The 25147-nt window shown below is 35.4% G+C and carries 11 protein-coding genes; 6 read left to right on the top strand and 5 right to left on the bottom strand.

Annotated elements, in window-relative coordinates; translation table 11 throughout:
* The first annotated feature begins 172 nt into the window (after positions 1-172).
* The 3 genes from PL77_RS06550 (at position 173) to PL77_RS06540 (ending at position 4503) form a co-directional block, all read left to right on the top strand.
* On the top strand, positions 173-1666 hold the full coding sequence (locus tag PL77_RS06550) for a DUF1254 domain-containing protein (protein WP_052444224.1): 1494 nt from the start codon (positions 173-175) through the stop codon (positions 1664-1666).
* A 196-nt stretch (positions 1667-1862) separates the two neighbouring features.
* Entirely contained in the window at positions 1863-3494 is a 1632-nt protein-coding gene (locus PL77_RS06545; protein ID WP_063768998.1) for a hypothetical protein, read from the top strand.
* A gap of 223 nt (positions 3495-3717) precedes the next feature.
* Positions 3718-4503: a hypothetical protein gene (locus PL77_RS06540; protein WP_044203069.1), complete on the top strand. Its 786-nt coding sequence runs from the start codon at positions 3718-3720 to the stop codon at positions 4501-4503.
* A gap of 81 nt (positions 4504-4584) precedes the next feature.
* Here PL77_RS06540 and PL77_RS06535 read toward each other — a convergent pair whose 3' ends face one another.
* The gene (locus PL77_RS06535; RefSeq protein ID WP_044203068.1) at positions 4585-7500 is read right to left on the bottom strand and encodes a glycosyl hydrolase 115 family protein; all 2916 of its coding nucleotides are present in this window, start codon (positions 7498-7500) and stop codon (positions 4585-4587) included.
* A 185-nt stretch (positions 7501-7685) separates the two neighbouring features.
* On the opposite strand from PL77_RS06535, the gene PL77_RS06530 reads away from it, so the two are divergent.
* A complete protein-coding gene (locus PL77_RS06530) occupies positions 7686-9296 on the top strand; it encodes a tetratricopeptide repeat protein (RefSeq protein WP_044203066.1) in 1611 nt (536 codons plus the stop codon).
* On the opposite strand, the gene recG is transcribed toward PL77_RS06530, so the two are convergent.
* A complete protein-coding gene (gene recG, locus PL77_RS06525) occupies positions 9293-11398 on the bottom strand; it encodes an ATP-dependent DNA helicase RecG (protein ID WP_044203063.1) in 2106 nt (701 codons plus the stop codon). The genes PL77_RS06530 and recG overlap by 4 nt on opposite strands.
* 122 nt (positions 11399-11520) lie before the next feature.
* On the opposite strand from recG, the gene PL77_RS06520 reads away from it, so the two are divergent.
* Positions 11521-16821 (top strand): C25 family cysteine peptidase, encoded by a 5301-nt coding sequence (locus tag PL77_RS06520; RefSeq protein ID WP_044203062.1) that lies wholly within the window; start codon positions 11521-11523, stop codon positions 16819-16821.
* On the opposite strand, the gene PL77_RS06515 is transcribed toward PL77_RS06520, so the two are convergent.
* Positions 16806-17987, bottom strand: coding sequence for a hypothetical protein (locus PL77_RS06515; RefSeq protein ID WP_044203061.1), 1182 nt, complete (start codon positions 17985-17987; stop codon positions 16806-16808). The genes PL77_RS06520 and PL77_RS06515 overlap by 16 nt on opposite strands.
* Before the next feature lie 152 nt (positions 17988-18139).
* Here PL77_RS06515 and PL77_RS06510 point away from each other — a divergent pair, with 152 nt between their 5' ends.
* The gene (locus tag PL77_RS06510) at positions 18140-20143 is read left to right on the top strand and encodes a hypothetical protein (RefSeq protein WP_044203059.1); all 2004 of its coding nucleotides are present in this window, start codon (positions 18140-18142) and stop codon (positions 20141-20143) included.
* 104 nt (positions 20144-20247) lie between these two features.
* Here PL77_RS06510 and PL77_RS06505 read toward each other — a convergent pair whose 3' ends face one another.
* Together PL77_RS06505 and dacB are read right to left on the bottom strand one after the other, a co-directional pair.
* Positions 20248-23427 carry a tetratricopeptide repeat protein gene (locus PL77_RS06505; RefSeq protein ID WP_044203057.1) on the bottom strand — a complete coding sequence of 1060 codons (3180 nt, stop codon included), beginning with the start codon at positions 23425-23427 and terminating at the stop codon, positions 20248-20250.
* Between the two features lie 190 nt (positions 23428-23617).
* Entirely contained in the window at positions 23618-25075 is a 1458-nt protein-coding gene (gene dacB, locus PL77_RS06500; RefSeq protein WP_172665811.1) for a D-alanyl-D-alanine carboxypeptidase/D-alanyl-D-alanine-endopeptidase, read from the bottom strand.
* Positions 25076-25147 lie beyond the last annotated feature (72 nt).

The following is a 25147-nucleotide window of genomic DNA, read 5'->3' as shown; positions in this document are numbered from 1 at the left end:
TTTTAAAATGGAAGAGCTTTTAATTTTCTATTAAATATAACCATCACTTTTTAATGTTGTTTGAAAAAGTAAGGGAAACCCTAGTTTTTCTATTTTCAGAATTTCACCATCGGTTAAGGTGAGCACTCGCCGTAGCTTTGTAATATCAAAAATCAATCAAATCATCAAGAAAATGAAAAAAGATATCATTGCTAAAGTAGCGTTAGCTTCAGTGCTATTATCTGGCTGTAATACGACCCTGCCAACTACTGAAACTGTTAAAGAAACCAAAACAGATTCTAATTCAATGGATACTAGGATTGGGAAATTAGACTTTACTCATGGTTTTGAAAATGGTTATCCTACAGAAGAAACTGTACATCTTTTGTTTGATGAAATGGATTTCCAACGTGCTACCCAAGCGTATATTTGGGCCACACCTTATGTTTCTTTTTTACAATGGCAACATTCTTTTCATCATGAATTAGGCTTAAAAAATGGACAAATAATTCTCCATGAATCCTATAAAGATAGAGTGGGTGGATTAACCTATAATGCCACCACTCCCTATGCACTTACATTTATAGAAGTGCAAGATGATCCTTGGATTATGGAAGTGCCTGAAGGAGGTGTTAGGGGATCTATGTCAAACATGTGGCAAATTGGTTTGGCTAGTTTTACTGAACCTACTAAGTTCTTGATATTAGGACCTGAAACGAAAATGCCAGAAGGTGATTTATCAGAATATAAAGTGGTAAGGTCAAATACTAATTCAGTCATGACAGGTCTTCGCTTAATGTCACCTGACAAAGAGGAAAGAATGAAGGTATTGGACAATTACAATATCTATCCTTATTCAGAGCGAGAAGATCCACATCCTAGAGGATATATTGAAACCAATGAAAGACCTTGGATGGCAGCTGCACCAAGAGGTTTGGAATATTTTGAACGCTTAGCGGAAGGCATCAATGCCAATGGTCCTATTCATGAAAGAGACCGTTTCTTTATGGCGATGTTGAAACCGCTAGGTATCGAAAGAGGAAAACCTTTTGAACCTACAGCTTATCAAAAAGAAATTCTAACAGAAGCCGCTTACGTTGGGGAAGCAATGACGAAAGCGATAGATTTTGATGGAACAGAACGCCTTGAGGATGCTCCATACATGGAGGGATCAGTGTGGGAAATTGCTACTACTTCTCCTCCAAACCAACGTCGTGAAAATATGGATGCTTTAGACGGACGTGCCGCTTGGTTCTATGAAGCCGTTTCGAATGACATCGCTATGCATGGTATGGTCAATGGTGGATATGGTCAAGTTTACCTTACTTCTTATAAAGATGCGGATGGCGATTGGTTAGACGGTGGACAGAATTACCGTTTACGTCTTCCTGATAATCCTCCTGCCAAAGCATTCTGGTCGGTGACATTGTATGAAGTCAATACTCGTACACTCCTACAAAATGAGATGCAAAAAGCAGATCTATCTTCAAGACAAGATTTAAAAGTAAATATGAACGGCTCTATTGACCTTTACTTTGGTCCAAAAGCTCCAAAAGGATTTGAAAGCAATTGGATTCAAACCGAAGAAGGTCGTGCGTGGTTCCCTTACTTCAGATTCTATTCTCCTGGAAAAGAAGTTGTAGACCGTACTTGGGTACTGCCTGATATTGAGAAAAAGTCATATTAAGAAAATACCTTTATTTAATGATACCATTAAGCCCTCTTCGGAGGGCTTTTTTTATGCCAAAAATTTAAATATCAAAAACTAAGGGAAACCCTAATTTTTCAGATCTAACCTTTCCCTAAAGGATAGGAATGAGAATACAACCACCTTTGTAATAGATAATTAAACAATCTCATTTATCAATCTAAACAATAAGAAAATGATTAATTTAAATTCAAAAAAAGCGGTAATTGCAAGTCTTATGGTAGCATCTAGTTTTCAGGCATTAGCACAAACAGATCACCCTAATAGTAAGATGAATGCTTTACCACAAACGAACCCTTGGTTAACTGAAAGTGTTTATCCTACCTCACATCATAACCCAGCACAAACGGATGTATCACCTATTGCAGGTCCAGCATTTAGTATGCAATTAAATAAAGATCAAGTAAAAACTATCCCTGCCGTTTTCAACTCCAATCCTACCACGAAACATATTGGAAAAGATAGAATTATCATGATTAGCAGTGTAAATGGAGTTAGAAAAGTACTTGCTACTGGCGATCAGTTCGAGCAGGTTTCTTTCTTACCTTACCCAGGCTTAGAAGGTGCTAATCCAGATGAAATAATGGAAGTAGTAGAACGTATGGACAAAGCACGTTTTGCCCATGATGATAAAGCCATTTTAGCAGAATCAAAAAATATGGCAGAGCTTGGTTTCACCTTTAAAACAGTAGCCAATGGTGTATATAACTTGTTTGATAATGAGGGCTACCACTACTCTATGTATAGCGGTGTAAACATTATGAAATCAACAGATAATAATGATGTAAATACACCTCAACAATTGGTAAAAACAGCCAATATTACAGACGGTCTTCCTGCTGATCTAGCAAAAAATGTAACGAGAGCCGTTGGTTTTGGTATGACTTACGATGGACACTTGGCGGTTGCCGCTCCAGGAATGGTAGGTTTATATTCTCGTGATTTAGATCTAAAAGGTTATATCACGTTCCCTGGTGAAATTGTAGATAACAGTATCGCTTTCGACGAAACAGGTATTTACGTGGTGACTTCTGAAAATATGTACAAGGTAGTATGGACAGGAAAAAAACTATCTTATAATGAAAAAGATGGTGGTTGGAAAGCACCTTATGATACCATGGACGGTGAAAAAGCAGTCGCTATGGGTGCGTTATCTCGTGGTAGTGGTACAACTCCTACTTTAATGGGCTTCGGTGGTGATGAAGACAAATTGGTTCTTATCGCTGATGCTGATGAAAACGGAACAAAACTAGTCGCTTTCTGGCGAGATCAAATCCCGTCCAACTTTAAACAAAAAGAAGGTACAAAATCACGTAGAATTGCGGATCAAATCAGAGTAGATGTCAGCGATCTTACTATCGAACCTTCTCCTGTTGTAATGGGAAATAGAGTCGTTGTTATTAACTGTACCTTCCCTGAGCCTTCAGAAACAAGAGGAGATATTTTTGGTAATGCGATGACATCAGGTGTCACTCGTCATGCTCCAAGAGGTATCCAACAGTTTGTTTGGAATACAGAAGAAAACAAATTCGAAAAGTCATGGACTAATATGACGATTGACAATACAGACACAATGGTACCTCACGTTTCAGCCAAATCTAATGTCATTTACTTTGCCAACAAAGTAGGTTTGAACTATGAATACACTGGTTTGGATTGGAACACTGGTGAAATGGTAGGTCGTTGGAAAATGCCAACTGAAAGTGCTTACTACAACAACTGGGGTGGTATCGGTTACTTCCTTGAAGATGGTGACTTAATCCTTGGTGGATTCTTCAGTGCGAAACGTATTAATTTTGAAAAATAATAATTCTCATATCAATTTTTAGAGAGAACTACGATCATGCGTAGATATATTTTTGAGCCCTCTTCGGAGGGCTTTTTTTTGTATTCAATTCTATCAATTCAAAAACTAAGGGAAACCCTAATTTTTCAGATCTAACCTTTCCCTAAAGGATAGAAACTGAGATATAACCACCTTTGTAATAGATAATTAAACAATCTCATTTATCAATCTAAATTCTAAGAAAATGAAAAAATTCATCACTTCAATTGCTATTTTACTTTTAAGTTTAATGTCCTTATATGCTCAGGATAAAAAAGGACCTTCAGCAGAAGAATTAGCTAAAGCCAATAATCCTTTGGCGGACCTAGTTGCTTTTAATATTCAGCATTATGCTCGTCCGGCTCTGAATGAAACAACAGGTGGCGCTGCAAACTCCACTTGGATGCGTTTTGCCATGCCTACAGGTCGTGTGTTATGGAGATTATCAGCTCCATTGGAAACTCGATTTATCAATAATGAAACGACTAATTTCAGTAAGTCGGGCTTAGGTGATATTGACTTAACAGCTTTCTATTTAGGTGTAATGAAACCAAAAATCACTTTTGGATTTGGTCCATCTGCAAGTTTCAATACGGCAAGTGATGCCACTTTAGGAAGTGGTAAAAATACATTAGGTGCTGCTGCTGTTGTTTATGCTATTGCTAGTCCTCAATTCCAATATGGTGGGCTAGTAACATGGAGAACAGATATCGGTGGAGATCCAAGCCGTGATGGTGTGAACTTATTAGCGGTACAACCTTTCTACTTCTGGCAATTAGGGAAAGGATTATACTTCAGAGGTGCACCAATCATGACTTTTGACATGGAAACTGGTAACTATGCAGTTCCAATCGGCTTAGGTGTTGGTAAAGTTGTTAAACTAGATAAAACGGTTTTAAACTTCTTTGTTGAACCACAACCAAGTGTGATTGTGCATGGAACAGGTCAACCTACATTCCAAGTTTATGGAGGATTAAATATGCAGTTCTAGAAAACAAAAAGAGTATATTATAAACGAAGAGGCTGTTCAAAATAAGGACAGCCTCTATCTTCGTAAAGAATCAACAAACTATTATTTTATCTTTAAATCACCCAACCTCGTTTCTCTAGGCCCCAAATATGATTTCTTCAATCCTCCAAAATCCATCACCGCTTTATCCAACACTACACCCGGATCTAAATAATAAATCTTCAACGTATGTTTTCCTGGCTTAGTGATATAGTGAGAGGAAGTATGAATAGATGAATTTCTCCTTACATTATTTCTCCATCGATCACTATCGATCTCTGCTCCCACATAAATCGTTTTAGGTGACTCATCATCTACAGAAATAGCGAAGCGATGCAATTGAAAACCATTGATAGGGTAAGTGGGTAAGACATAAGTGGAAATATCAAAACGGCCTGAATTGAAAGTATAAAACTCGTATTCCACATGAGCGTATTTATCGTTTCTTGCCCAATGTCCTGCTGTTTTAGCTTGATTATTATCAATGGTCAATGAGGCTCCTGTCATTCCCAAGCCTTGATTAATTACCCAATTCACTTCTTCCTTATTTACTTTTTGATGGTATTTCTCCAATGGAATCGAAATCACACCATTTTTCTCTACAAATACCCCTTGAAGGCTGTCGGAATTAATTTTGGTATCAAATGCTTTTACATAAATAACTTGTTCTTCCTCTCCGCTTGTAATACGAATGCTTCCCGTTGAATTAAACTTTAGTTTTGTCCAATCTACCGTTACTAAAATACGTTCCTCTACTGCCGTAGCTCCTGAAGTCTTACTCAATTGAATCCAATCTTCGCTCACTTCTATAGACCACTTTAGAGGTTCCCTTCCTTTATTAAAAACATCGATATAATAGGCTTCTTGATAATGTGAGGTGAATGCTGGAAGGCACAAAAGCTTATTGATTCCATTTGAAGGCTCATTCTCTTCTACCATTACTCCTAATCCTGCCTTCCAAGGAATATCTATTTTAGTTGTGGGAGGAAGCTTCGCAAAGGTTACTCCTTGTGATTGAATCTCTGAGATAATACCTTTCCACTTTCCATCCAAGAGCAATCCATATTCATCTGTCAGCCATTTTGTGCTATCATGATAGGCTTTGACTTCTGCTATCAATTGATTTGTTCCTGAATGTTGTAAAGAAGCATACCATCTATTTTTATGGGCTAAAAGCAATTTATGATTCATAAAATGTGCTCCACGAACGGGGTAATACACCAACTCAAAGAAGGCTTCTTGATCTTTCTTCGGTATTAATTTCCTCAACTGATTTGCACGATGACTTAATGTTTTAAATTCCGAAAGTCTTGACTCCGCTTCTCTGTAATTAGTAAAACTGATATCGGTATCTTCAATTCTTTCTCTCCATCTTGAACTTGAAAACTCTTCTCCCCAACCCATAAATTCAGGTTTTCTTGTAAAATTGATTTGATAATAGTCATACATCAATTCGGCACATTGCTTTCCTAATTCATCTCCAAACATCTCTTGATACCATTGGTACATATGATCAAATACAGTCTCCCTTTTTATTGAATTGACATCCCATGCTAAATCAAGGAAAAACTGCGTGTTGTATTCCGTTGGCTTGATATCACCTACATTGACCATCCACACTCTATCCGCTTTATAATCATAAGCCTTTTTCATTTCTTGATAAATCAATGCGGGATTTGTGGTGCTCAACCACGTATATTCATGAGGATTCCCTAAGTAAGCAATATGATAATAGACGCCACTTCCTCCTGACCTTTTCTGTTCCAAAGGATCACTGAGCCTGCGGATATAGCCATAGTTATCATCTACCCACATCAATGTAATATCATCAGGGACTTCTAAACCATTATTATAGAGATGAAGCACCTCGGCATAAGGCACAAATATTTGAGGAATTTCTTCTGCTGACTTTCCAACGTGTTTTTCCAAAATTGATCTTTGATCTTGAATGGCTTCTTCTACCAATTCTATTTTTTTTTCCACTGAAAAACCTCCTTCCATAGCATGATCATGAATACCTCTGATTCCGATGGTGTAGAGATTTTCATAAGGTGCATTTTCCGAAACTCTTTGATCCAATACCTTGCAGATTCCTTCTCTGTTGGTTGCATAATTCCACTCCCCCATGATCTTTTTATCCCATTCTGTAGCATTATTAAATAAGACAGGTTCGCAGTGAGACGACCCCATAATAATACCGTATTGATCAGCCACTACTTTATTATCGGCATATTTATTAAAGGCGCCAGTACATTCGTGCATAGCAGGCCAGAGATAATTGGCTTTTAAGCGTAACAGCAATTCGCAAACTTTGGCGTAAGTCTTTGGACCAATATCACCCAACTCCTTCTCAAAGTTTTTAGCACTCCAGGGGTGTAGCCCCCAATCTTCATCGTTGATAAAAATCCCTCTATACTTTACATCCGGTGATTTGCTTTTAAATCCTTTGTGATTGACGTAAAGTGATTTCTTTTTCTCTACCGAAACGTCTGCCCACCAATACCAAGGAGATACACCCATCTGCTTAGACAATTCGAATATTCCATAAGCCGTTCCTCTTCGATCACTTCCTAATATCACCAGTGCTTTTTTCTTTTTATTCCAAGGATTGGGAATTACCTGAATACTGTACTTTTCCCATTGGTTAGTCAGTCCAACAGTATCGATTAAGTCCTTCTCCACCAACTTCGAAATCGTTTGACTTTTGTCTAAAGCACCGATAATAATCACATTGTCTTTAACTTGTTTTGAGGTAGTCACTTGAGTCCTTTTTCCACTTACCAACTGAAGGTCTTCTACAAAATGCTTTACTGCAGTTTGTACCACTTGATGGTCTTCTTGAGCAAATAGTGTGGTGGGTACTTTTCCATTTTGGATCAATGGAAAATCTGATGATTGATATTTTTCAGAAACTAAACTTTGAGCATTTACTGAATAACTCAAGAATAAAAAGATGAAAAAATTAAAAAAAGGTTTCATGGTTCCGTTGGTGGTTTACATAAGTAATAATTCACCTTAAAGATCCTCTGATAGACTTTTTTATTCAAAAAAAGGGGGCATTCAAAAATTATACAAAGACATAAAAATTTATTACATCACCTCTACCTTGCTCTTTCTATATTCATAAAAAGGGAAAAATTTATCAGATTAGTTTAATACTGAAAATGAACAAATTACTTATCAGCATAGGGGTATTTTTTTATCTTTCTATCCAACTCAACGCTCCATTAAAAGCTCAAGAAGATAGTCTTTCACATTATATTCAATTATACAATACAGTTATACAACATGAATCTGCTCAAACTGAAGAGCTCCAAAATTGCTATCATTATTTCACCGTAAAGAAAGACTCTTCTTGGATGATAAAAACCCTTTTAGGACTTTCTGATCATAATGCCAGAACAGGAAATTACAACGATAGCTACACACATATCTGGAAAGCTTTAGATCTCGCTGAACAATACAATCAATTCACATCACTCTATGAAGTCCACAAACATGTCGCTAGACTTTACAATGTTTTTGACAAGAATGATCAAGCTTTCTTTCATGAAAAAAAAATGCTTCAGTATGCAAAACTAGCCGTTGAGAAAGGTGACTTGACTCCTCAATCTATTGTTTCATGTTATTATAATTTCACGCTACATTATCGTATTGAAAGAGATTATCAAAAAGCAATTCATTACTTAGACACCTGCTATATACTTGCGGAACAATTGAATTATACGGAGAAACAAAAAGTTTATTTGGATACAGAAAAAGGAAATATTCTCATGCTTCAAGGGAAGCTAAATGAAGCACTTTCCATTTTACTTAAGGCTAAAAGTCATTTTGAAAAGCATAATCCATTTTACCTCACTATCATTTACTATTACTTGGGCAATGCTTATATCAAACTTAAAAACTGGCCTACTGCTGAAAGTTATTTTAGAAAAGCTTTAAAAAATATTGAAGTGAGAAACGCTCATTACGACACGAAAGCAGAATGTTTGAATCTTTTGGCTTTTACATTAAATAAACAACAGCAATATAAAGAAGCGTATCAACTAATGAAGAAATCGAAAGAAGTCAATGATCAACTTTTTAGTGCAAAAAGTAACCAAAATGCAGGGTTGTTAGATATTAAAAATAAGTATTTAGAGGAATTGAAGGAAAGGGATCAACTCTTACTACAAAGGGATAATGAACTCGCTCATCAGAAAGCAAGAAGTCTTCAATATTCTATCCTTTTTGTTATTGTATTGGCTCTTTTCACCATCATTATTTTAATCATTTATCTAAGACAAAAACAACAAAAGTTTAGAGCTGAGAGGGAAAAGCAACAGCTTGAAGCGATCCATCAGGAAGAAAAAAACAGGGCTTTATTTGAAATCAAAAATAAGGAATTGACGTCTTTCACTTTACAGTTAATTGATAAGGAAACACTACTCAATGACCTGATGAAAGCAATAAAAGAACATGCTTCTGAAAATAAAACACTCTTAAGACTCGTAAAGATGAATACCAAACACCGTATTGAACTTTGGAATGAGTTTGACAAACGATTTATTGATGTGAATAAAGACTTTTATGATAACCTAAAAAGTAATTATCCAGAATTAACCTCAACCGAATTGAAACATTGTGCACTGATTAAACTGCATTTTTCGGCTAAAGAAATGGCACAACTACTTAATATTTCTATCAATGGTGTCAATACATCAAGGTATAGAATCCGAAAAAAATTAGGACTAGAAAGAGAAGATAATTTAGCAAGTGTAATTGACCAATACTAACTTATTCTACTCCAGTTCGTTACTGATTTTTTCACTAAGAGTGATTGTTGATGCTTGATGATTCCGTGTTCCTCTTTCTCCAAATCTGGGTCCTCATCTATTATTTTTTCAGCGATACCTCTTACAAATTGGAGTAAAGCCGCATCCTGCCCAATATCAGCATGTCGCAAATCCAACACACCACTTTGCTGCGTTCCCTCAATATCTCCAGGGCCTCTTAGTTTCAAGTCAGCATCCGCTATTTTAAAGCCGTCGGTCGTATCAACCATCGTCTGAATACGGACTTTTCCATCTTTAGAAAGTTTGTCTCCAGTCATCAGCACACAATACGATTGCTCCGCACCTCTACCAACACGACCTCTCAATTGGTGTAGCTGAGCTAAACCAAATTTCTCCGCATTTTCAATGATCATAATGGAAGCATTCGGAACATTTACACCAACTTCAATTACGGTTGTAGCCACCATAATATGCGTTTTTCCATCAGCGAAACGTTGCATTTCAGCATCCTTGTCGGCGGGTTTCATTCTACCATGGACGATACTGACTTTATATTCTGGGAATGCTCTTGATACCGCCTCATAACCTTCTTCCAGATTTTTATAATCCAAAGTTTCTGATTCCTCAATCAAAGGATAAACGATGTAAGCCTGACGACCTAATTCTATTTGTTCCTTCATAAAACCAAATACTCTCAATCTCCCTTTTTCAAATTTATGCCAAGTAATAATCGGTTTACGCCCTGCCGGTAATTCATCAATAATAGATACTTCCAAATCACCATAAACGGTCATTGCCAACGTTCTTGGAATTGGAGTAGCCGTCATCACCAACATATGAGGCTTGGCTTTACTTTTCTTTTTCCAAAGTGCGGCTCTTTGTGCTACTCCAAAACGGTGCTGTTCGTCGATTACACAAAGTCCCAAATTGTAGAAATCTACTTTATCTTCAATCAAGGCATGCGTTCCGACAATGATTTTCAATGAACCATCTCTCAACGTTTCATCGATTACTCTTCTCTCCTTTGTTTTGGAGGATCCTGTCAATAATGCAATCGTCACTCCCATTTCATCTGCAAAGGGTTTTAATCCATTATAATGCTGTTGGGATAAAATTTCTGTTGGAGCCATCAAAGCAGATTGAGCATCATTATCCAATGCCATCAACATGCACATAAAAGCAACAATTGTCTTACCACTTCCCACGTCTCCTTGTAGTAAACGGTTCATCTGATAGCCACTTCGCATATCATTATAGATCTCTCGAACTACTCTTTTTTGTGCACCTGTAAGATCAAAAGGTAAGTGTTCTTTATAAAAAAGATTGAAAGTTGGAATCTTATCAAACACCTGACCTCTAAATTTATCCGTTCTTTTTCCTGCTTTTGAGGCAATGATTTTTAACTGAAGGAAGAAAAGCTCTTCAAACTTTAAGCGTTGTTGAGCTTGTGCTAATGTTTCTGGTGATTTAGGGAAATGAGTCCAGGCAACTGCCAAACCTTTTGATATTAAATCATTTTCCTTGATAAGGTATTCTGGTAAAGTCTCTGAAATCGATCGATAAACATTTTCAAGAAGCGTCCTTGTTAATTTTGCCAAGGCTCTACTATCCATCCCTTTGTTTTTCATCTTTTCAGTAGTATGATAAACTGGTACCAAACCACCTTTCTGATTTCTTGGAGTAGACGGGTCGTATTCGTCTAATTCTGGATGTGAAAAAGACATTTTTGCTCCATAGCGTTGCGGTTTTCCGTAAAGCACATACCACTTGCCAACAGCTAATTTCTTCTCAATCCACTTCGCTCCTCTAAACCATACCAACTCTATTTCACCCGTTTCATCGGAGAAAGAACCGACCAATCTTTTTGATCGACCTTCACCCACAGAATTCATAAAAGTCAACCTGCCGACTACCTGTACATAAGCATTATCATTGATTACTTCATTGATTTTATAAAACCTCGTTCTATCCTCATGACGGAAAGGATATTGTTCTAATAAATCACCAAAAGTATACACCCCCAACTCCTTATTGAGAATTTCCGCTCTAACACTCCCCACTCCTTTGAGGTATTCAATTTTTGTATCAAAGATATTATTCACTTGCTTCGACTAGGTTTCCTTAAAATTATTGACAGTCAACAGCTCGAAATTAGTAGATTATTGCGAGAATATATTAATTTTAAAAAACGCTTTTTTATTAAATCATTATACTGCCGTTTACAATGCGATTATTACTCATCGTAACTCTTTTTTTTCTAAATCTCCTTTCTGTATTTTCCCAAACTCCAATTGCTGATATTAATGCTTGGAGAGAGAAAACTAGAAATACTACTTTCTATAAAATGGAAGTAAGAGAATATGGCATATACAGAATTACATATACCGATCTCTTAGGAGCAAATTACCCTGTAAGCTCAGCCCTTCTTTCTGAAATAAGACTGTTTAGAAGAGGAGAAGAAGTAGCAATCAATATTCAAGACAACAATGGTAACAATCGTTTCGATAATGGTGATTATCTAGAGTTCTATGGACAGCCTAATGATGGAGAAACAGACAGACACCTTTTTAGGAATACAAATGATTTTGTAAATCCTTATGAGCCTGTTTACTCTAAAACAGCTGTTTACTTTTTAAGCTCCTCTACATTATCAGGAAGCTCTCCATTACGTATTCAAACCAGTAATGTGAGTAGTAGTGGTGCTACCTCAACAGATTTTCATTGGCATACCGAAACATACAGAGATACCCCAACTGAAAAAAGCTTTAACTTCAGAACCTCTTTTAGTCAAGGAGCTTCGGCCAACCCTAGCTTTAGAGAGTCTGATAGAACGTCGTTTAGTTCTGCTTTTAGAGGTCCTCGTTCTTGGACCACCTACAACACAAGGAATAAGAATCAAAACATATCGGAGCTCAGTTTTCAATTAAGAATCAATAATCTCTATACTTCATTGACGAATGACGCTAATTTTAAATTAGAAAGTAAACTCATGAACTTTTCATCAAGAAATTCAGGAGCAAACATTCGCTTTGAAATTGGCAATACGTCCAACTCTACTGTACCAAAGCTTGATAACATTAGTATCTCTAAATACGAAACTAGTAACAACCTTGAGATCGCTTTAAGCAATTCTGATTTTCAAAATAGTAGTACACACGTTCTTCTTGTGGACCAAAATAATGGTACTGGATCAGATAATAATCAGATTGGTGTCCTTTATTTTAACCTTACTTATCCTCAAAATCATTCTGCAATTTCTACGACAAGCGACCTCTCTTTCTTCCTTTTCCCTGATACTAAAAAAATCATTGCAGCACCCGAAAATAATGGAGGAAACTTCTACGATATTACTTCTATTGAAAGGCCTGTCTTATTGCAAAAAAATAGAATTGGAACTAGCGATCAAGCTGTCATAAATAACACTAACGGTCGAAGGGTCAATTTATATTACAGTTCCTCTACAAAGGCTGTTACGAATCTTTCACTTGCAGAATTTGAATTTGGCACCAATAACCTTGATTACAATTACCTAATTATATCTCACCCTGCACTGATGCAACCTAGTGCTACTTACAGCGACCCTGTTGCAGCCTATGCAGATTATCGAAGTACTCAAGGAGGAGCAAACACTGTTTATGTTTCAGACATTATAAAACTATACAATACTTTTTCGTGGGGAGAACAAACACCTCTTGCTGTTAGAAACTGTATTGATTTATTGAGAAATCAATCATTAGAATATATACTTATTCTTGGTAAAGGAATAGACCTTGACGCTGATCCGTATGAAAAAACACTTTCGGGATCGAGAGCCTTTCATTATGTTCCTACTTACGGATACCCTGGTGCGGACAACGCCTACACTATGGGATTTGATGGAAAAGAGGAAGGAATCATTCCTGTAGGTAGAATTGCGGCACACACACCACAAGTCATCGAAAATTACCTCTTCAAAGTACAAGAACATGAAAGTATTTCCTTCGATGCTCTATGGCGTAAAAATGCTCTTCACCTTAGCGGTGGAGCAAACGCGAGACAACAATTAAGCTTTAAAAATACAATCGACGATTATAAAGATATTTTTATTGATACTTTACAAGGTGGAGATGTTCAAACGCAAAGTAGAGAAAATGAGGGAGCGGTTGAATTCATTGATGTTTCTGAAATTATCAATGAAGGGATCTCATTAATGACCTTCTTAGGTCACTCTTCTGCTCAATCTGCTGATATAGATATTGGAGAGGCTAGTGATCCATCCAAAGGGTATCAAAACAAAGGACGCTATCCATTTATCAATATGATTGGATGTGGAGGAGGAAATCTATTCACAACCTCAAAATCATGGGGTGAAGATTGGATTGAAACACCTGATAAAGGGGCAATTGGTTTTATGGCTAAGTCTGGCTTGGGTAATGAGGATGATCTCCGAAGGTATGGATACGACTTTTATGAAGCTTTCTTCCAAAATCAAGTGGGACTACCTTTAGGCTACCATCTCTTGGAAGCTCAAAAGTTAATGTTGACAAGTACTTCTATTGTAAGACAGGCTATTGTAGAGCAAACAGGATTACAAAGTGATCCATACATCAAAATCTCACCAAGCAAAGTTGACTTTTCTGTTCAATCAGATCAAATTATTGCTATTGGCCAAAATGGAAATAGTATCAACGCTACTGATGACTTTTATAAACTAAAAATTACAATTGATAATTTCGGGCATACCTCTTATAAGGATAAACTCTATATTCAAGTCAATAGACAATATGGAACGGGAGTCTCTTCAAGAAATACTTATATAGATTCTATTAGTGCTCCTTACTATACTATAGATACTTTAATCTCTGTAATCAATACTCCTGAAGATCAACAAAACGGCAATGGTTCTAACATAATCACTGTAAAAATTGGAGACACTCTTACCCCTAGTGGACAAGTAATAACAACCATCGATGAATTAAACCTTCTCAATAATTCTGCTACAGTGAATGTCAACTTCTTTAGTGAAAATGTCGCTATTATTTTCCCTCAAAATAATGCTGTAGTTCATGACGATCAAATTTCAATTTATGCATATGATTACAGTATTGAGAAGACACAAAAAGAAGTGTTATTTCAATTGGCAACAGATAGTGCTTTCAGTAACGTTATTCTAACAGAAACAATAGATAATCAAGAACAGCTCTTTAGATGGAATGTCCCTTTGTTGGAAAATGTTCCAGCTGATACAACAGTATATTACCTAAGAACAAGACTTGAAAATGTTTCTAATCCCAATTGGCATACGATTTCATTTACTAAAATCAAAAAAACATCTGGTAACGGTTGGAACCAAAGCACTATTTACCAAATGCAGCAAAATACAATTGATGGTGCACTCCTAACAGGTAATGAAAATAGCCTAAGATGGGATTTCCCAATAGATGATGCTATTATTAATGTGAAGTCAGGAGGTGCTTCGTATACCAATGGTCACTTTTATCAAGTACAATTAGACGGTCAGACCTATCTTGAAGATGGAGTTTGTGTGAGAAGTGGTGATAGTGGAGATAAATTATTGTTCTTAGTTTTTGATCAAGAAAATGGAAGTTTCAAGGGAGCACAATCTTTTGATTGGGAACCCCTTCAATGTGGAGAAGGTTTTCCTCCCGTAGCAGTTCTGTTTAATTCCAATGATATTCGAGGAGGAAACATAGTCGGAAGCTCTCCGAAAACTAGAAATGGCCCGTATTCATTATTTATTGATCCTACATATAAATTCCAGTCTATCGTTCCAGGTGATTATGTACTGACGATTATGAGTGGAAACTTTGATTTCCAAGGAGACTTACCTACTGATCAGTCAAGGCTTGATGCCTACCATAAACATTTGGAGGGTTTTGCTGAAATAGGTTTAGACACTTTGGATATGCAAGCCAATTTAACACAAAGAGGCTTAGCTTTTATAGGTTGGAGTAGATTCCAAATGAGTCCAAGTAATTCTCGTGTTTTCTATGCCAATTCTACTGGCGAATTATTAGATCAAACATTTACCATACAAAGAGATGTAAAAACAGCGTCTGTTACAACTCCTCCCATTGGTCCATCCAAACAATTCTCACGAATGTGGATTAATGCCGATTTACCAGGACCATTCAGTCAAGTGGAAACCACTCTCTTTGGTGTAGTCCAAGACGAAAATGGAACTATTTCTACTCCTGACTCCATCTCTACATTTAAAGGTATTTCTGGAAGCAATGGCATTGATTTGGACTCTCTGAAAGAGCTCAAAAATTATGATTTCATTTCACTGAGAACTTATCTAATGGATACAAGTTCACAACGCCTGATTCCTCAATTATACAATTGGAGAGTAGCGTATACAACCGTACCGGAAGGGGTTATGATTTCAAAAGAAACAGATAACCCGGAAAAACTTCAGCAAGGTCAGAATACCACTTATGAATATGAATTCCATAATATTTCTTCTCAAGCATTTTCTGATAGTGTATTGGTTGAAGTTAATTATCTTTCTGTTGATAATTCTTTTAGTAGTTTCGTGGATTCAATTTACCTTCCTCCACTTCCTCCTAATACTTCTCAAAATATAGATATTACTACTGATTCATGGAGTAAAAACGATCCAAGTAAACGATTATTTGGGTCAACAAATATTAGTGCAGTAGCCAATTCTGATAAGAATCAATTAGAAATTTTCTACAACAATAATAACTCTAGAACTAATAATATCTACATCACTTCGGATTCTATCAATCCATTGATTGAAGTACTATTTGATGGAACTCGTATCATTGATGGAGACATTATCTCTCCAAGTGCAAATGTAAATATTAGTCTGATTGACGAAAACCCTTTCATTTCATTGGAAGACAACCTCATATCAAACAATGATACGATTATCACTGTTTTTATTACTCCTCAAGATGGAGCTACGGTACCGGTCAATCTGGCCTCTTCCACCACTGAGAGTATCAATAATCAGAATCATATCATTACTAACTTTAGCATTAGCGAATCTGTTCCCCTAGAATTATTGGATAGTGATGGCATGCTTTCTTCTGGTAGGTACTTATTGGAAGTGAACGCCAAAGACCCTTCAGGTAATAACTCTGGGTATGCAAGTACTGATGAAAAGGCTCCAAAGCTTACTATAAACTTTGAAATTAATAAGGAAGCCAGTATTACCAATTTTTACCCTTACCCAAATCCTTTCTCTGATAAAGTAAGGTTTGTATTTCAAGTAACAGGAGTTGAGGTTCCTAATGAAATGAAAATTCAAATCATGACAGTAACAGGAAGAGTGGTACGTGAGATTTTTAAAGATGAACTAGGTCCTATTCGGGTAGGTAACAATATCACCGAATATGCTTGGGATGGAAAAGATGAATTTGGCGATCAATTGGCCAATGGAGTCTATTTGTACAGAGTGATTATTCCACAAAAAAACAATGGGGATTTTAAACACAACAGTACTTCGTCTGACTACATGTTCAAACACAATATTGGAAAGCTTTATTTATTAAGATAATCACATGGAATTGTAACACCTGAATACTTTGGTAGTTGGCCATAATTCCAACTATTTTTAGAAACCCTAGCTATTGGATAAATCAACCAAATACATAACAGAATAGCTAGGGTTTTTCTTTGCCATTTTACTTTCAGCTTCAAGTAAAACATATTCATTTGAAAGCATAAAATGAAACAAAAAATTGGATATAGAGGGGCTAAAAAACGCTCAACCTCCTGCGAACCTGCTCCTGCCTTTTTTAAAAATATGGTTACAACATAACTAAGGATATACCCTAAGTACACAAAAACAAACACTCTTATTCTCTTATCTTTTGAATAGAACAATAAAACGGTTAATCCTAATAGTAAGAAAGGTAAAAACAAGAATAAATAAGGTAAACTACTAGACGTCGGGATAAAATACCTACTAGTTACATCACTAAAATCGTGAATTATATTTCTCAAAAAAATAAGATCAAATTGAGCTTCCTCTCTTACATTTAACCCTCCAAAACCCTCAGAAAACCATAATAAAAATGGAAGTATAACTACTATCACATGCAGAAAAAATAGTTTTCTGTTCTGCTTTCGAGTTCTTCTGTAAACTAAAGCTATTCCAATCCAAAGAAATATTAAGACATATAACCCTGCCACTCTTTGTAATGGCATCATACTACCAACAAGAGTAAGCAATACCCAATGTATATTCAGGGATGATTCTGTTAATTTTATCAGGAAAAAAATATAAAGTGATACTAATAGAATGAAGAAGCTTTCTGACCAAATGTATTTTTCACAAAGAATAAATGATGTAGAGGATGCCACTAGAACTGTAAAAACTATTTGAAAGAATCGACTGGGTACTTTACTTTCAAAAAGCTTTATCCAAATAAAAATTGAGAATAGTAATGAACTATAATTGATTACTAAAAGGTATTTCTCTTTCAAACCTACAATAGCAATTAAGATAGAATATAAAGGAGGCCATAAAAGATTCGGATTACCGAAAGCATCTAAAAATTCCCCATGCATTTTCCAACTTTCTGCTGATGCTAAATAATGACATGAATCTGGAGAAAGAGACAAACCATTCCTTAGACTTAAGAAAGAGTAAACCGAAAATAATAGGAAACCAATCCAATAATTACAAGTCTGAAAAACTATTTTCCGAAAATTATTCATTTATTTTGTTGATCAAGAAACATCTAAAATAGTTTATTTTGAAGATAAAATTCAACGCAACAAACATTCCTTTATTCTTATCTTTATTCATTTTAATCATCATTATAGCCTGGGTTTACCAAGATCTACTTTTTTCTCCCAATTCTTTTTTAATGCAAAAAAATGGTGACGGGCTAAAAAATTACTTTTTATTTGCTTGGGTTGCGAAATATGGAAGTCTATCTGGATATACTGGTACAAACTATCCTTTCGGTGAGACAATACTGTACACCGATAGTATGCCTATATTCAGCTTATCGTTATTCTATCTGAGTAAACTTTTTCCTTTCATTTCAGAATACAGTATTGGTATACTTCATTTGAGTATGCTATTACTATTTCCTATTTGTCTTTTTTACCTCTATAAAGTCTTCAGACATTATGAAGTAAATCATTGGATAGCCTCTTTAGGTGCATTGCTGATTACCTTAAACTGCCCTAGTAATAGTCGAATTCTTCTTCATTTTGGGTTATTTTTTATTATTCTCTTTCCTATTCTCCTCTATCAAACTATCACATTCAACAATACTTTTTCAAAAAAAATAAAGTTATTTCTCTTCCTACTTTTCGGGTATTATATTCATGGATACACCGGAGCTATTTGGAGTGGAATTATCATCGTCTATTTCTTAATTACTTTACTTTTAAAAGAGCAAAAAAAGCTAGCACTTCAAGGTTTTATACTTTCAACGCTTCCCACAATTATTTATTCTTTAAGTGTTTCTGTCATAGATAATCACCTTTGGAGAACAAAACACCCTTTAGCACTATTTGATTTTAAAATCACATTGAATCATTTCTTTGGTAACATTCTACAAAGAGATATTGTAATACATGAATCTCTACAGTTCAATTACTGGTTCTGGGTAAGCTGTTTTCTTGTCCTTTTTGCAATGCTAAAAAACCGCAAACCATTGAGAAAGTTCATACGAATAGAGTATAATATATTTTTACTCCTTGGGCTTGCTTATATTTTTTATGGCACTTCCATTCCATTAAAATTTCAAGTTGTTCTAACATCAATTCCACAATTGGAACAACTCCGGGATCTTCAACGTTTTGGATGGGTAGCCTACTTATGCATTTCTTTTCCATTTATTATTTATCAAAACAAATACTACTCTACACTATTAGTAATTCCCTTACTTTGTGTTGGTATATTTGAAGGCATTCAGTATAACAAAAAAATAGTAGAGAACATTGATGCTCTATCAAACCCTTTTCAATACCGATCTCCAGTACAAAACTATACTTCATTAAAAAAGAAATACTCTTCAATATTAGCTTTACCTTTTCACTTTAAAGTCGATGTGAATAATACTGAAATAGATCAAATGACTATTGAGCAATATCATTTAGTCTACACTACAGGTATTCCTTCAATCAATGCTTACCTGTCTAGATTAAGTTATGTTGAAGAAAACTTAAAGCAACTCTTTACTTTACCAAGCCCTCATTCTAAAAACATTCTCAAACAATATTTTAATGAGAATGATTCTATTCTAATTATAAAGGCCAAAGAGAGTGTACAACTTCCAAATAATATACCTTTAGTGGAAATTGGAGCATTAGATCAAATAAAACTTTACAAGGGGTACACCAAAGATTTCTTAAATAGTGAGGTGAATTATGACTCTATAATCAGTAAAGCTCTTATTTATGAAAGCTTTGAACATGAAAATAATGATGACGGCTTTTTAAGTCATGGTGTGAAAATCGGTCATACTCACGGAAAGGTGTTACTTTATGAGCAAAACCAACTGCAACTTGACACTTCCTTTCACTATAACCTTGGCATTTGGGTGAAACATTATCAAATGGATAGTCTCTACTTGAATTCGCTTCAAATTGAACAAGGTCATCAAGTTTTAGCACAAGAAAGCCTTGGAGGGTATTTCACTTATATGGATGAAAAATGGGGAGGTTTTCAATTAAAATTCAAACCTATAAATAACACATCCCCTATAAAGGTATTTTTAATTAGTCGTCGTGAGAAAAATGTTTACTGGCATGAAAAACTGTACAATATTCCAGAAAAGAAGAAAATCAGAGAACAACCCATTCTATTTGATGATCTGACTATCAACAAAATACCTATAAACGAAAAAAGTGACTAGAAACTTTCTTTTCTTGGATTAATACCATTCAAAAAATTGTATAAAAAAAGTACCTCATTTTTTAAAATAAGGTACTTTTTCTATTTCCTCCTATAAAAGGCTTATTATAATCTTAAACCTAAAATAGTAATATCATCACGTTGAGGAATAACGCCCATATGTTCATCTAATGCTTTTTCTAAAGCTGATTTTTGTTCAAGCATTGGCTTGTCAGCATTTTGTTGAAGCATTTCGATTAATTTAATCTTACCAAACTTCTTACCGTGTTTGTTATTTTGATCTTGTAAACCATCTGTTGTAAGGTAGATAGAAGACCCTTTCACTACATCAATTACAGTGTTTGAAAAACTGATCTTAGATGACTTTCTCTTATGCACACCACCAATTGATTTATTGTCACCTTTGTACTCTAACATTTCAGTACTTCCAGGTTCCATAATATAAAGAGGTCTCTTAGCACCAGAGAATACGATACGATCTTCTCCTGTCAATGTTCTTTCAATCATACACAAACAAACATCCATACCGTCATCATTACTCTTGTTTTCTTGATGAAGGGCATCGATTACACCTTCATTCAACATATCAAGAATTTTTGCTGGATCGTAAACCTGTTTCTGATTAATGATTTCATTTAATAATGTGTTACCAATCATTGACATGAAACCACCTGGTACACCATGACCTGTACAATCTAGTGCGGCGATAAATATTCTTTCAGCAACGTCATTTTTTGAGAAGTTGACTGATGCTAAATTTTCTTTTCTTTCATCAATTTTAGAGAACCAATAGAAGTCACCTGATACAATATCTTTAGGCTTAAAGAAAATAAAGTTCTCTAATAAACCTGTCTGCATCTTAGCATTCGATGGTAGAATGGCTCTCTGAATAGTTTGAGCATAACGAATACTATCTGTAATGTGCTTGTTCTGATTTTCAATTTCTTGATAAGCATTCGCATTCGTTAAGGCAATAGCAACATAAGAAGCTAGAGTTCTTAAGATGTTCAACTCATTTCTTGAATATGCATTCCTGTCGTAACTTTGAACTGTTAGTACACCAAGTGATTTCTCAGTAATCAATGGTAGATAAACTAATGATTTAGGAACTTCCGATGTTTTAAAATCAGGAGTTTCTCTTAAGAAATTTTCTACCTCATTGTCATAATCATTGATTACAATTTCCTCACTTGATTTATAACATAATACCGAAAGGCTATTTTTCTTATCCATGTCATAACTGAACAATGGTAAGCTCAATCCATTTTCAAGGAAGTTGATATATTCGATCTTATCATATTTCTCTCTGTAAATACCAATACCGAATACAGCAGCATCCATTAAAGTATTTACATAAGCATAAGCCGTCCAGTTAATAGATTCTAAATCTAGAATCGCTGTAATTTTCTGACCGAATTCTGATAAGACTTGAATGTTATCGTACGCTTTCTCGATTTGAGTTTTAGCAGATTCAAGAGCATCTCTTTGTTTTTCGATCTCCATCTTCTGACCTAAGATCTCATCGTTCTTATTCGCAAGCTTCTTGTTTTTACTTCTGTTTTGAATGTAACCCGTTACAATTACACCGATTACCACAAAGAGTAACACCATCATGATGATGTACACCTTACGCATTGTTTCAGCCTCTTTGATCTTACTCTCCTGTAATTCTTTATCACGCTCCAAAAGCTCTAATTCTTGCTCTCTTTGGCGAGTACGGATTTCATTTTCCTGAAGTCTTAATTCATTCAGCTTCTTGGTTTTTACTAATTGATCAATCTCTTTGGATTTCTTCTCTGCCTCAAGTGCATTCAAAGTAATTAGTAATTCCTGTGCTTTTTTATCTTTCTCTAATTCATTTTGTTTCAACTGAAACTCTTTCAATGACTGCTCTTGTTGTAAAAGCTCAAGGTCTTTTGCTTTACGAGCATTTTCCTCTGCTAGCTTTTTCATTTGAGCTTCTGTCACTTTTTGGTCCATGATCAAAAGGTCAATCTCTTTTTCCTTTTGCTCTGCAGCGATTCTGGCTTCAGTGATTTCATTCAAACGTCTTCTCTCTGCACCAATGATACTATCTTTTAAAACATTCAAGCTACTGATTGCTTGGAAGGCTTTCTTGTAGTCATTTGTTCTTACGTAGTTATTCGCAATTTTCTTGTAGTTCTTTTCCAACTGCTCATAATCACCCGCCATACGTGCATACTCCGAAGATTTATTAAAGTATTTACGTGCTTCAGCAAAACTACCACGTCCTTGATATACCGTCGCTTTATACGAATAAGCTTGTGCAATTGGACCAGGTTGACCTTGTTTGATTCTGATATTCAATACCTCATCATAGGCCTTTAAGGCATCATTATGACGAAGGTTTTGGTTGGATAAAGTACCAATGTTAATCAGTAGGGTAGTATTCTGAACGTCAGGTTTACCAAACTTTTTATTCACGGCTAATGCATCCTGGAAATACTTAAGAGCTTTTTCACTCTTTCCTAATTTCTGGAAGCAGTAACCAATATCGTTAAGTGGTACGTGCGTACCTTCTTCATCACCTAGGGTTTGTTTATGGGAAAGAATTTCAAAGTTTACGTCTTTGGCAATTTCATAATTGCCTCTTCTCATCTCTATTGAAGCAATTTTGGATAAAGCATTGTTGTAAGATTGAAGATCTTCTTTTCTGTTATTGAGAGCGTATTGCCCTTTGTAGTATTCTGCACCTTTGCGGAAGTACACTAAAGCTTCATCATAGTTTCTCAGCAAAAGATAAGAGTTACCTAAAAGGTACCATATCTCAGTCTGACGCTCTAGGTCGTTCATACGCTCGGCTACTCTCAATGCTTTCTTCTCATAATCGATGGCATTTTCGTAAATACCCCAATCTTGATACAAGAAACACATCTCGCCATAGGCGTCGTACAAAGGTATATCTTGATCTTCTTGCTCAAAGATTTTAATGGCTTTTAAACCATAATCTATCGCAACATCAAAATCTCTTCTGAGCTTGTGCATTGTTGAATACATCATCAATGCCTTGGCTCTACCAAGATTGTAATTTACCTCGTCGGAAATCTTTAAAGCTTTATCAATGCTCTCTTGCATTGATGTGAAATTACTTTTGTCTAATTCTAAATGGGCTAACTGGATTAATTTATCAACTTTAGTCCTTCCGTTAGGAAGCGTCGATATTTGGGACTTCAACTCATTGATGTCTTGTGAGTAAGACTGAGTAGAGATGAACAGAAATCCAAAAAGTACTAAAATTAAACGAGCTAATTTTTTTGTTAACATAAACCTTGCTAGTCTAAATCTTCTTGATAATACCTATATATAAAAAACCAATAGCGGTGATCTACTTAAAAATAAAGGCGGTTTTATGAATATTCTTAAATGTACATAACATCAAGGCTATGTACAAAGCTTTTGCTTAAATTTTATTTGTAAATATTACACGTTAATTCAATAAAATATTAGAATAATGCTATTTCACCAATATTTCTAGTATCGGTTCCATCGCTTTTCTTACTACCTTGCTTTTACATGAGAAGTTATTTACTATTATCGTAAATACTAATAAATCGCCACTATTCGTATTGATATAGCCGGCATAACTCTTCACTCTCCTCATAGAACCACTTTTACCGTATACCTTTCCTTTCGCCTGATTATAACGGCAAAAATATTTTAAAGTCCCCGAAACTCCTGTCACCGCTAAGGAGTTGTAAAAAGTTGTATACTGAGGAGTACTGTAAATCTTCTCTAAAGCAGAAGTCATATTTGAAGCTGAAAAAGCATCAAACGGAGAGAGTCCACTTCCATCTTCCAAGTAGATTCCTGAGGTGATGACACCGATAGAATCTAATTTATTTAAGACAGAATAAGTAATGCTATCTGCTACAATTGACTTTGTCTTCTCATTACTAACGTACTTTGCAACGGATTCCGCATATAGATTGATACTTTTTTTATTTGTTTTATCAATTATCCAAGAAAGTGGCTTTGATTTCACCTCACCCACTCTTTCTGATGCAGGTAATTTTTGTTTACTATATTCCACTCTCAAACGTTCTTCACCCACAATAACTCCCTGACTACTAAGCGTATCTGCTAACATCCAAATAGCATGATAATCAGGATCTGTAACTCCACCTTTCACCCTGAAGTTAGATCGATGAGGTGGTAACGTTCCTCTGATAATATGACTGTTGGAATAAGGTGATGAAAATAAAAAAGAATTATCTCCTGTTCCTTTTTCACCTGCAGTTACTTCAGAAGTAATATTAAGGTAAGGAGGGTGAGGCTCTACTTTATTGATCTTAGCCACTGTACCTGTAGCACCCGTTTTAAGATAAAGCTTAAACATATTATCATTTAAGTTTAAAGAAGCAGCTCCTACTCCATAGTAGTTACCCAAATCTTCCCAGACCCAATTTGGAGGCGTAGTTCGTGTGCCATACAATGAGGCATCGGCTATAATTTCGCCTTTAATTTCTTTCAATGCAGGTAAAGATGCTTTCACTGCACTATCTAACGCTATTAGTGTAAGTGTAGGATCTCCTCCACCATGGATAATTAAATTTCCATTTAAAATTCCGTCTTTAAAATCACCTGTATAACTGATTCCTGTTACGAATTGAAAATCCTTTCCTAACTGAAATAATCCTGCTGAAGTTGTAAATAATTTGGTGATAGAAGCAGGAGTCAAAGCTCTGTCTTCATCATATTTAAATTCAAAATCATTGCCTTTAATTGATTTTACATGGAAAGAAACAGAAGCTCCTTTCATCCAATCATGGGCTAAAAACTTCTGAAATTCCTCCTCCAAAATTTTATTTTTAGTTTGAGCAATAGCTTGTGAAAACAAAAATTGGAGAATTAGATTAAAAAATAATATCTTACTGACTGTGAGAAAGGATGATTTAATTAGATTAGTATTCATGTTTACTTCGTTTATCTCGCAAATTCTCGGTAAATTTGACATTTGAAACAAGTTAGTATAAACTATTTATTT

This window comes from Flammeovirga sp. OC4, from assembly GCF_000812565.1.
Taxonomy (GTDB): domain Bacteria; phylum Bacteroidota; class Bacteroidia; order Cytophagales; family Flammeovirgaceae; genus Flammeovirga.
This window is presented reverse-complemented; position numbering and strand designations above follow the sequence as displayed.

Coding starts and splice junctions, on each gene's coding strand:
- PL77_RS06550 (WP_052444224.1), top strand. CDS start 173: ATGAAAAAAGATATCATTGCTAAAGTAGCGTTAGCTTCAGTGCTATTA.
- PL77_RS06545 (WP_063768998.1), top strand. CDS start 1,863: ATGATTAATTTAAATTCAAAAAAAGCGGTAATTGCAAGTCTTATGGTA.
- PL77_RS06540 (WP_044203069.1), top strand. CDS start 3,718: ATGAAAAAATTCATCACTTCAATTGCTATTTTACTTTTAAGTTTAATG.
- PL77_RS06535 (WP_044203068.1), bottom strand. CDS start 7,500: ATGAAACCTTTTTTTAATTTTTTCATCTTTTTATTCTTGAGTTATTCA.
- PL77_RS06530 (WP_044203066.1), top strand. CDS start 7,686: ATGAACAAATTACTTATCAGCATAGGGGTATTTTTTTATCTTTCTATC.
- PL77_RS06520 (WP_044203062.1), top strand. CDS start 11,521: ATGCGATTATTACTCATCGTAACTCTTTTTTTTCTAAATCTCCTTTCT.
- PL77_RS06515 (WP_044203061.1), bottom strand. CDS start 17,987: ATGAATAATTTTCGGAAAATAGTTTTTCAGACTTGTAATTATTGGATT.
- PL77_RS06510 (WP_044203059.1), top strand. CDS start 18,140: ATGCAAAAAAATGGTGACGGGCTAAAAAATTACTTTTTATTTGCTTGG.
- PL77_RS06505 (WP_044203057.1), bottom strand. CDS start 23,427: ATGTTAACAAAAAAATTAGCTCGTTTAATTTTAGTACTTTTTGGATTT.
- dacB (WP_172665811.1), bottom strand. CDS start 25,075: ATGAATACTAATCTAATTAAATCATCCTTTCTCACAGTCAGTAAGATA.